The sequence below is a fragment of the Streptococcus sp. 2022WUSS135 genome, assembly GCF_044427045.1.
GTDB lineage: Bacteria > Bacillota > Bacilli > Lactobacillales > Streptococcaceae > Streptococcus > Streptococcus hashimotonensis.
Map to the genome: position 1 here is coordinate 40,084 of NZ_JAOTGL010000015.1, position 11,430 is coordinate 51,513.

Annotated in this window: 5 protein-coding genes; all 5 read right to left on the reverse strand. The window is 40.9% G+C overall.

What is annotated here, in order from left to right; all coding sequences use genetic code 11:
* Positions 1–539: 539 nt before the first annotated feature.
* The gene (locus ODU45_RS06215) at positions 540–6,638 is read right to left on the reverse strand and encodes a YPDG domain-containing protein (protein WP_398580975.1); all 6,099 of its coding nucleotides are present in this window, start codon (positions 6,636–6,638) and stop codon (positions 540–542) included.
* A 792-nt stretch (positions 6,639–7,430) separates the two neighbouring features.
* Complete coding sequence (locus tag ODU45_RS06220) at positions 7,431–8,171, reverse strand: nuclear transport factor 2 family protein (RefSeq protein ID WP_398580976.1); 741 nt, start codon at positions 8,169–8,171, stop codon at positions 7,431–7,433.
* 9 nt (positions 8,172–8,180) lie between these two features.
* Positions 8,181–9,692 carry an ABC transporter permease/substrate-binding protein gene (locus tag ODU45_RS06225; protein ID WP_398580977.1) on the reverse strand — a complete coding sequence of 504 codons (1,512 nt, stop codon included), beginning with the start codon at positions 9,690–9,692 and terminating at the stop codon, positions 8,181–8,183.
* On the reverse strand, positions 9,692–10,423 hold the full coding sequence (locus ODU45_RS06230) for an ATP-binding cassette domain-containing protein (protein WP_398580978.1): 732 nt from the start codon (positions 10,421–10,423) through the stop codon (positions 9,692–9,694). Before ODU45_RS06230 ends, ODU45_RS06225 begins: the two co-directional genes overlap by 1 nt.
* Positions 10,416–10,865: a MarR family winged helix-turn-helix transcriptional regulator gene (locus ODU45_RS06235; protein WP_248021050.1), complete on the reverse strand. Its 450-nt coding sequence runs from the start codon at positions 10,863–10,865 to the stop codon at positions 10,416–10,418. Before ODU45_RS06235 ends, ODU45_RS06230 begins: the two co-directional genes overlap by 8 nt.
* Positions 10,866–11,430 lie beyond the last annotated feature (565 nt).

Here is an 11,430-nt window from a genome sequence, read left to right on the forward strand (position 1 = left end):
CGCAACTGCACAAGATAAGTTATCAATACACAACTGATTATATCACAGCACTTTATGAAAAGCTAACATTATCACAAATCAAGCGTGCCATTCCAACAAAAAATACATGTATTTATTATATAGGTCTATAATTTCTTCAGCGTGTTTTTATGATATTTACAATTTTCTAAGAATAGCATCTCACCCCCAAGGAATTGAGTCTTATTTTACAGTAAAAATGAGGTTATTTCTCCTCAACAAGCTACCTATCCAACATCTTTTTCACCATTTAACTAAGTTATTTTTTATTATCAAAAACCTTTATATAATAGCAAAAATTCTTGTTCATTCAAGCCAACTCTTTCAATCTCCGCAGAAGAGGGGGTGACATCAAAATACCCTCCAGTTTTGTTTTTTCTAACAGTATACTGAAGAAGGGAGTGATTGGATAGATACCTCGTTATTTGGGTGATTATTCGTACAACAAACCACCTCCAAGAATAAATCTCGGAGGTTGTTTTGTATATTTAAAAGTGGAGATTATGGGTTCTTAAACCTAATTATTCTTCACCTTTTTTACGACGCTTACCTGCAAAGGCAAGTGTTGCAATCAACATGCCTACACCAAGAGCTGAAACTGCAACAGTGCTTGTTTCACCTGTATTTGGTAGTTGAGCTGTCGTAGATTTCGTTGACTTAGTTTCGGTCGATTTAGGTGTTACTGTCACGCCAGTGTTCGGTACTTTTGGATCAGTACCTTTTTCTTTTTCGACTTCATCTGAGATGCCATCGTTGTCATCGTCAGTATCAGTCACATCTGGCATACCGTCGCCATCTGTGTCGCGTTGGATTGTAACCGGAACGTCAATTACTTTAGATTCGCCATCTGTTGTAACAGTAACTGGAATAGTGATCTTACGTTCTTCTTCGTCTTTACCCCAATCGTCTACTTTTGGTGTGCCTACAAGGTTACCATTGCCATCTACTGATACGCCATTGACCGGAGCAGATGGAGTGATTACTGTCTTAGGTGATTCCGGTTTGACAACTTGGGTGCCATCCGGAACTGGTTGACCTTCAAGAACATCTTTAGGCGTTACGGTTACACCTGTATTAGGAGACTTAGGATCGGTGCCGTTTTCCTTCTCTACTTCATCAGTAATACCGTCGTTATCATCATCCTTATCAGTCACATCTGGCATACCATCGCCATCTGTGTCGCGTTGGATTGTAACTGGAACGTCGATTACTTTAGACTCGCCATCTGTTGTAACAGTAACTGGGATAGTGATCTTACGTTCTTCTTCGTCTTTGCCCCAATCGTCCACTTTTGGTGTACCTACAAGATTACCATTACCATCTACTGATACACCGTTGACTGGAGTAGATGGAGTGATTACTGTCTTAGGTGATTCTGGTTTGACAACTTGAGTGCCATCTGGAACCGGTTGACCTTCAAGAACATCTTTAGGTGATACTGTTACACCTGTATTAGGAGACTTAGGATCGGTGCCGTTTTCCTTCTCTACTTCATCAGTAATACCGTCGTTGTCATCATCAGTATCAGTCACATCTGGCATACCGTCGCCATCTTTGTCGCGTTGGATTGTAACTGGAACGTCAATTACTTTAGATTCGCCATCTGTTGTAACAGTAACTGGGATAGTAATCTTACGTTCTTCTTCGTCTTTACCCCAATCGTCTACTTTTGGTGTGCCTACGAGGTTACCATTGCCATCTACTGATACGCCGTTGACTGGAGCAGATGGAGTGATTACTGTCTTAGGTGATTCTGGTTTGACAACTTGGGTGCCATCTGGAACTGGTTGACCTTCAAGAACATCTTTAGGCGTTACTGTCACACCAACATTCGGTACTTTTGGATCGGTACCTTTTTCTTTTTCGACTTCATCTGAGATGCCATCGTTGTCATCGTCAGTATCAGTCACATCTGGCATACCGTCGCCATCTGTGTCGCGTTGGATCGTAACTGGTACGTCGATTACTTTAGATTCGCCATCTGTTGTAACAGTGACTGGGATAGTGATTTCACGTTCTTCTTCATCTTTGCCCCAATCGTCTACTTTCGGTGTGCCTACGAGGTTACCATTGCCATCTACTGATACACCATTGACTGGAGTAGATGGAGTGATTACTGTCTTAGGTGATTCTGGTTTAACAACTTGAGTGCCATCCGGAACTGGTTGACCTTCAAGAACATCTTTAGGTGTTACTGATATGCCCACATTCGGAACTTTTGGATCAGTACCTTTTTCTTTTTCGACTTCATCTGAGATACCATCGTTGTCATCGTCAGTATCAGTCACATCTGGCATACCATCGCCATCTGTATCGCGTTGAATGGTGACTGGTACATTAACTACTTTAGATTCGCCATCTGTTGTAACAGTGACTGGGATAATGTTTTCACGTTCTTCTTCATCTTTGCCCCAATCGTCTACTTTTGGTGTGCCTACGAGGTTACCATTGCCATCTACTGATACGCCGTTGACTGGAGCAGATGGTGTGATTGCCGTCTTAGGTGATTCTGGTTTGACAACTTGAGTACCATCTGGAACCGGTTTGCCTTCAAGAACATCTTTAGACGTTACGGTTACACCTGTATTAGGTTTTGTTGGATCCTTTGGAGCTGGATCTTCTGTATCTAGAATACCATCATTATCATCATCTTTATCGGTTACGTCTGGCATACCATCGCCATCTGTATCACGTTGGATTGTAACTGGAACATCAATTACTTTAGACTCGCCATCTGTTGTAACAGTAACTGGGATAGTGATCTTACGTTCTTCTTCATCTTTACCCCAATCGTCTACTTTTGGTGTACCTACAAGATTACCATTGCCATCTACTGATACGCCGTTGACTGGGGCAGATGGAGTGATTACTGTCTTAGGTGATTCTGGTTTGACAACTTGAGTGCCATCCGGAACTGGTTTGCCTTCAAGAACATCTTTAGGCGTTACTGCTATGCCCACATTCGGTACTTTTGGATCGGTACCTTTTTCTTTTTCGACTTCATCTGAGATGCCATCGTTGTCATCATCAGTATCAGTCACATCTGGCATACCATCGCCATCTGTATCGCGTTGGATTGTAACTGGAACATCAATTACTTTAGATTCGCCATCTGTTGTAACAGTGACTGGGATAGTGATTCCACGTTCTTCTTCGTCTTTGCCCCAATCGTCTACTTTTGGTGTGCCTACAAGGTTACCATTGCCATCTACTGATACGCCGTTGACTGGCTCAGATGGTGTGATTACTGTCTTAGGTGATTCTGGTTTGACAACTTGAGTGCCATCCGGAACTGGTTGACCTTCAAGAACATCTTTAGGTGTTACTGTTACACCAGCGTTCGGAACTTTTGGATCAGTACCTTTTTCTTTTTCGACTTCATCTGAAATACCGTCGTTATCATCATCCTTATCGGTCACATCTGGCATACCATCGCCATCTGTATCGCGTTGAACAGTAATTGTAATGGTTTTGATTACTGGTTTATTGTCTTTGTCGACAATCGGATTACCTTTATCATCCTTAGCTTCAACTGTTACAGTGAAATCACGTTTCTCTTCATCTTTGCCCCAATTTGTAATCTTCTTAGGAGTTCCTGTGACTTCTCCTTTATTTGGATCAAATGTGAGACCATCTGGCAAGCCTGTTACTTTAACTGTTGCCTTTGGATTATCAGATGTTACAGTCACTGGGATTGGTTTAACTGGTTGACCTTCGGTTACTGTAGCATCATCTGCTGTAATAACTGTATTCGTTGCTTTCTTAGGATTTTTATCCTCTGTATCCGGAATACCATCATTATCATCATCCTTATCGGTCACATCTGGCATACCGTCACCATCTGTGTCTAATTGGAACTTAGCTTTCGCATTCTCCACAGTCTTATCTTCATAAGTCACCTTAACTGGTACTTCAATGCTTTCAACTGTCGTGCCATTAGCAACTGTAACTGTTACAACGCCTGTCGTTGGGTTGATCTTTGCAGTATATCCTTCTGGAACTTTGAAATCTGATGGAATTTCATAAGTTGCATTCTTTGGAGCTGCTACTGGTCGACCGCTTGCATCTGTAAATGTAGGTGTTGAGATAGCTGGAGTACCTGGAACGACATTTGTGACTGGATAGTTTGGCTTTGCTTTTACAACATTGCTCAAGGCAGTCGCAAATTTCTCTACTTCTGGAGATCTAACATAGCCATCTAGCTCGGTAGGATCTTGCTTTTCAGCACGAGTAACAACACGATCTCTTGCCGCAAAAGTTTTTCCATCTGGTAAGGTTAGAGTGATATTTCCTGTTTTTGGATTAGTTGATACAGTGACATTCGCCGCATTTTCCTCCGCCACATAAGTTCCATCTGGCTTTTTCACTAATTTAACAGATTTCCCTTGAACTCCGACAAAGATTTGGTCAACGTCAGATTTTGGAACAAGCTCAACACTTCTGTCACCTTCTTTAAAGTCAGTAATTTCAACTGTACTTACAGTGGCTTTCACAATGACAGTGACTTCCTCCTCTTTGTAGACGTTAGAATCTGTAACAACTCTGACTGTAAATACATAAGTACCGGCTTTAAGTTTAGACAAATCTTCATTCTCATTCTTCAAGAGAACTTTACGGTACCCCTTGCCTTCTGCTACGTTAGCTACACCACCTGTATTGACTTCTACTTGGCTTAGAATATCGCTTTCAGTGACACCTTCCCAGTCTTCTTTGATTACAGTACCTTTAACGGCAGTATCCAAAACATAGGTCATGTATTTATTGTTGGAAAGGACATCGGTTACATTGTCCTTATTATCTGTCACTTTCAGTCCGCGAGAATAATAACCAAGTTTGTCTACAGAAGCAGTACCGTATGCGTTTCCGTCTTTGTCTACTGAATAACCTAATGAACTTGGTTGGTTAACTTCGACAGACTTAATACCTTCTGGATCTACTAAGTCAGCGATTTTTACCTTATCCAAACCATCTGGCTTATTAGAGCTATCAACTGTCTTAATTGGTGTCTTATTGAAGATAAAGATGTCGTGCTTATTGGTAGCTGTCGATGGTGTATTTTCTTCTATCGGACCAGCACCCTTCAAGAAACCGTCATCAGTGATGATTTTTCTATCTCCATAACGTTGCTCTTGAGTTAAACGGGTTAGAGTATCATCCCAGTCAGGGTTTTTAATAGCTGAGGAGTCTCTCATATCTTGCTCAGTATCTAGTTCTGTTCGAGATGCCGCTGTCCTAACATATAGAGTGTGATTTGAACCATGAGTAATTACTTCAATGATATAGTTAGGAGCAGTTACATCACGCCAAGATGAATCTTTCAAAATAATTCTGTTCGCTCCAGCTCCTTTGGATGGTTTTTCATTTGGAGCAAAGGCGTTGCCACCTCTATTTCCAAAATATTTAGCCAGTTCACCATCAAAATTAATATAGCCCAAACGATCTTGAGCATCATAAACTTTCAAATCTGAAGCACCAGATGTAATATTGATATCACCCCCACCAGCAGTATTGTTAAACTTATCACTAGTAGCAATTACCATATACTGCCAATGCCACTTAGATTTGGAATCATGGGTAATCACCCATTTGACCATATCTAAGCCTTCTGAGTCTTTACCAATATATTGAGACGTAACTGACTTGATGCCATTCTTCCAATCAGATGGACGATTTAAAACTTCCACAGGGTCCGCAAGGGCTGTTGCACCTAATTGAGCCGTGATGACACCATCTGGACTAAATTTGCGCAATTCCACAGCTAGTGCTTCTACGTTTGTACGAACCGAATCAATCTGTTTATACAACTGTTCAACCGTTGCGGCTGAATTTGCCAGTAATACTTCTGACTGATTAGCTACCAAACGAGCATTTGTCACTACAGTTTTTAGCAATGAATTATTAGATTCAGTTTTTGCAACCAATCTCTCACCCTGTGAGGCAAGAACTGCCGCTTCAGATGACACTTGGGCTAAAAGATGTTTTACGTCTTCAATAGTTGCTGGCTCTGTAGCTGCCCTTGCTTTAAATTCAGCTGGTACAGCTGATGACGTTGAGATTGCAGTATCAATTGGTAAAGTTGAGGTTGTTACGCTTGCTGTCTCCGCTGCTTGCTTCACAACTTTGAAAACAATTTTTGTACTTCCTCCTTCTACTACTCCAGAATTAATCGTTGCCACTTCATTGGCTGCTAGTTGATACCCTTTCGGTAGCTCGGCTGTCTCAGTCACAACTGCAATCGCAATAGGGTCTTTTGTAGTCAAGGAAACTGATTTGGCTACTGTAGCTACAGCAGTACCAGTTTCATCTTGATATTCAACTGTATAGTCAATTTTTGTTGCACGCTCTACCACATCCTTAGAGGACACAGCATCTGTTGCAGTCGTATCTGTTGATGTTGTTGCATCAGTGGATACCTCCGTTTTATCAGTAGATAAACTTATTGTCTCAGCAACAGAATTTGATGGCGCTGTATCCATCGTCAATGCTGAAACTTCCATACCTCCTGACAAAGCAAGCGATACCCCAAGTAATACACTTGCGGCTCCACAATGATACTTACGAATTGAAAAACGTTGCTTGGCATTGTACCAATCAAATTTTTTCGGTCGTTTTCGTTCCATGTTAACGATCTCCTTCTTTATTAAAAAACATAACCAGAGCAACTGACATTGATACTTCAAACTATTTCTACAGTTTGCCTCACTTTAGGACAGTTTTATAAATTTATAAAAAGATAACTTAAAACTATAATTATTAAATGCCATTCACTACTAGCTTGTTTATTTTACCACCCTATCTTCAAATTTGTCAAGGTTTTATGCGTTTTTTAAAGAAATAAACTTGCTTTTAAAGTGAATATTTTTCCTGTTTTATCTGTATTTTTATTCGTTTGAAGACTAATACTATTATTTCACCCAAAAGCCATTCTTTAGAAGCCTTATAGAATAAGCATTCTGAACTTAACAAATATAAAATTTAATATATTTCTAAATGTATATTTTTAAATTTTTTCTAGAATTTTTCAAATTCCCCTTTGATTTGCACATAGCATTACGTGTAAAAAGGATTTCATTTTATAGATACACTATGTTTGCTTTATTTCAAACTTTCAACGCTCCCCCACAGACTGTTTGACGGAAGCTACGCTCGTTTCCCGCTTCAATTAAAATTTGAACAAACAAAAATAGCTTAAAATCAACGTTTTTGACGACGTAATTCTAAGCTATTTTCTATATTTTAAGTCTTTTCGCGCAGCCTCAAAGATTAAATAGGATTTGCAGAGCACATTTCCACGGTTTGTGTTTTACACTCCAAATCTGACCTCTATGACTGTTACAAACAAAGTATTTCCAACTACCAGTTAACTTAATGGCATTAACAAAAGCATATGCCTACTTTCATCATTTAATGGATTAAAACTTCCCTAAATTGGTCAAGTCTTTTTTGTCTGGCATGACTTCTTTGTTGTCCCAGTGCTCAACAATCTTTCCGTCTTTGAGGCGGTAGATGTCAAAGTGGGCGTAGTCTTGACCTGCAATCCAGACTTTCGAATAAGCCACGACATAGTCACCCTGTCCCATCACCTTAAAGACGAAGTCGTAGTTGACTTGATTCTCTACCAGATAGTCCTTGTAGGCCGCACCGCCTTGGGCGATTTCTTGGTTGTGCTGAATCAGGTCTGCCGCTACATAGTCGTCAAACTTCTCAATTTCCCCATTTTGAAGGACATCGACCAAGAAACGACGGACGATTTTCTTGTTGTCCTCAGTCTTGTCCGGGTCAGTCAGCTCAAAGTCTGCGTAAATCGGGTCTGTTTCACCAATGTTTTTTGGATAGGCATCGATAACATCCCAATGTTCAACAATACGACCATTTTCATCCGAACGGAAGATGTCCGCCGTCACCCACTCAGCTTCACCGTCATAGAGTTTCTGGTGAACATGGACAAAGACAAAATTCCCGTCCTCAATGGCACGCACAATGGTGATTTCCCGCTTGGGATTGCGTTTGAAAAAGCCCTCTTTCTCATCAGGCACACCCGTACTGTGCTGGGTATAACTGGCACCCATATAGTTTTCATGAACTTCCTTGATTTCCCCGTCCCGAATGCCACGAAGGTAAAGATTTTTAGCGTTATCTAGTTGATGTGACATGATGTTCTCCTATTTTAACAATCCTTCTCGTTCCAAATATTCCCTCGCCACTTGCTCTGCCGACTTGCCTTCCACATCGACCGCATAGTTCATCTGGGTCATTTCCTCGGTCGAGATGTTGCCTGCCAAGACCCCTAGGACTTGCTCCAACTCAGGGTATTTTTCTAGGGTTTCTTTGGACAATAGCGGAGCGGCCTGGTAGGGTGGGAAGAGCTGTTTGTCGTCTTCTAAGATTTTCAGCTTATAAGTGACCACCTTGCTGTCTGTCGAGAAGGCTTCAACAATCTGCACATCTCCGTTTTTAATAGCTTCATAACGAAGGGCTGGCTCCATGGTCTTGACATTAAGTTGGAGATTGTACAGATTTTTTAGACCGATATTACCATCTTCGCGGTCATTAAACTCTAAAGAGAAGCCTGCGACAGCTGTCTGTTGCACTTTTGCCAAATCCGAAATCTTTTCAATCCCATTTTTCTGAGCATAATCTTCCGTTACAGCCAAAGCATAGGTATTCTGGAAAGTCATTGGTGCCAGGTAAACCAAGCCATCCTGCTCCAAAATCGCCTCTTTGGCATAAGTGTAAACCTCATCAGAATTAGTAGATAAATCCATTGATGAATTTTTCAAAAGAGTACTTGTAATGGTCCCTGTGTATTCAGGATAAATATCAATAGAACCTGATTTGAGTGCCTCATAAAGGAAGCTAGTCTTTCCGAAATTAGGTTTTATCTCCACCTTGATGTCTGTCTGGTCTTCAATCAACAACTTATACATATTGATGAGAATTTCAGGTTCTGCACCGAGCTTCCCTGCAATGACCAACTGTTTTGTGGAAAAATTAAGCATGGGAACATAACTAGCTCCAACAGTAAATAAAGTCACCAATAGAGCCAACAAAATTGTCTTGGGTTTCTTATCCTGCAACAGACGAATTCCGTAACCGAAAAGTACTGCAAGGACAGCCGACGATACCGCACCAATCAAAATCAGGGCTGAATCATTGCGGTCAATTCCAAGTAGAATAAAGGAGCCTAGACCCCCAGCCCCCACCAAGGCTGCCAGAGTCGCCGTTCCGATAATCATAATGGAAGCCGTCCGAATCCCTGACATCAAAATAGGCATGGCAAGAGCTAACTTAAATTTTTTCAACTTCTCCCATTTATTCATACCAAAAGCGGTTGCTGCTTCTTCCAGAGAAGGGTCGATTTCTCCAAGGCCTGTCAATGTCCCCTGCAAGATAGGAAAGATAGCATAAATAACGAGTGCTACTACTGCTGGCAAGGTTCCAATTCCCATAAAAGGAATGAAAAGACCAAGCAAAGCAAGGGATGGAATAGTTTGGAAGATACCTGTTATTTGCAGACTCCACTCAGTCAAGCGTTTTTTACTAGATAGAATCAGTCCCAAAGGTACTGCAATTGCAATCGCAATAATCAAAGCTAGAAGGGAGATGCGAAGGTGTTCAAAAAGAGCGATTCCCCACTCATCCTTGCGTTCTATAAAGGTTTCAAATAGGTTCATTACATACCTCCTCGAGCTCTGATAAATTCCTTGACAAAATCATTGGCAGGATGATTCCTCAATTCATCAGGACTTCCTAATTGCACAACTTGTCCATCTTGCATGAGACAGATGCGATCCGCCAATTTAACCGCCTCATCCATATCATGAGTAACGAAAACCGTTGTCATCTTGAATTCCTCATGTAACTCCTTAATCAAGTCCTGCAACTGAGCCTTACTGATTGGATCTAGAGCTGAGAAAGGTTCGTCCATGAGCAAGACCTTTGGATTTGCAATGATGGCCCGCAGAATGCTAACCCGCTGTTTTTCTCCCCCAGACAAGTCCTTGGGCAAACGATCCAGATAGCTGTCTGGTTCCAAGCCAACCTTGGTCAAGAGCTCTCTCGTCCTCGTCAAGGTTTCTTCCTTGCCCAAACCTTTCATTTCAGGAATAAGAGCAATATTTTCAGCTACCCTCATATTTGGAAAAAGGGCTATCTGCTGAAGAACATAACCTGTCTCCAAACGTAATTCACGCAGGTCGAAATCCTTAAGTCGCTTACCTTGAAAAAAAACCTCTCCCTCGGTCTGCTCAATTAGACGGTTAATCAATTTCAACGTAGTTGTCTTTCCACTACCACTCGGTCCAATTAAGACAAAGAATTCCCCTTCTTGAATATCAAAGGTCAAATTTTTCAAGATTGGTCCGCTAACCTTACAGATCAGGGATACATTTTGATAATCAATCATCATTTTCTCCTTTTAAAATAGCCATGAGACTCTGACTGTAGCGCTGAATTAATCCTAGCATAAGCTCCTGTTCCTCCTGACTGAGTTGAGACAGCGCCTTATTTTCCGCCTCCTCTAAGGGGTCCAAAATGCGACTAGCAAATTGTTGCCCCTCCTCTGTCAATTTAATTTTCTTATGTCGCTTATCTGCTAGATTCTCCTCAAAAACTACCAGGCCACCATCCAAAAATTTCTTTACAGTAGCATTGACAACTTGTTTGCTTGAATAGGTCTTCTTGCTGACCCAGTTTTGCGTCACACCTCCGGGATTATAATAAATCCACATGAGAATGGATAAGCATTTTGCATTGAGTCCATGTCCACGAGCATAGTCTTCATAAAGACCGACTTGCTGGTCAAACATACGAGCATAATCCTTACTCCTTTTCTCAACTTCCATCATCCTTCCCCCTCCTCAGTGAGCACAACTACCTTACTAAAAGCCTCTGGTCTACTAGTATTCAAAACAACAACAATTTTCACAACGACTTCCTCCTGTAATCATGTTAGTCAATATTTTTTACTATTTTACCAAAAAAAGAAAAATAGTCAATCATTTTGACTATTTTGAAACATCAACTACTTTATTATAGATTCCTGTCTTCATCCACTCAAACATATTAAATCCCTGAAATTATCTGCTTTTATACTCTTCGAAAACCAAAAATAACCGTTGTCAACTTGCCTTGATGAGTGAAAAGCTCCAGTGGAGGTTTTCAGCCTGTTACCTTGAAATAAGAAAGTAACAGAGTTCTATCTTCGGCTTCGTTTCCTAGGCTACTTTTGATTTTCATTGAGTATTAATTTACACAAAACAAATGATAATCAGATAACAAAACTAGCCTAGAACATGAACTGCTCCCTGTCAAGTGGACAATGAAATAATAAAAGATTAGGCGACGGCCTTGTTCCTCATTTCAAGAGGGGCAAGGCCGTTGTTGCGTTCTTGAAATCGTTGATGATTATAA

What these genes read in the sequence shown, in the direction of transcription:
- ODU45_RS06215 (WP_398580975.1), bottom strand. Translation starts at nt 6,638, where the DNA reads ATGGAACGAAAACGACCGAAAAAATTTGATTGGTACAATGCCAAGCAA.
- ODU45_RS06220 (WP_398580976.1), bottom strand. Translation starts at nt 8,171, where the DNA reads ATGTCACATCAACTAGATAACGCTAAAAATCTTTACCTTCGTGGCATT.
- ODU45_RS06225 (WP_398580977.1), bottom strand. Translation starts at nt 9,692, where the DNA reads ATGAACCTATTTGAAACCTTTATAGAACGCAAGGATGAGTGGGGAATC.
- ODU45_RS06230 (WP_398580978.1), bottom strand. Translation starts at nt 10,423, where the DNA reads ATGATTGATTATCAAAATGTATCCCTGATCTGTAAGGTTAGCGGACCA.
- ODU45_RS06235 (WP_248021050.1), bottom strand. Translation starts at nt 10,865, where the DNA reads ATGATGGAAGTTGAGAAAAGGAGTAAGGATTATGCTCGTATGTTTGAC.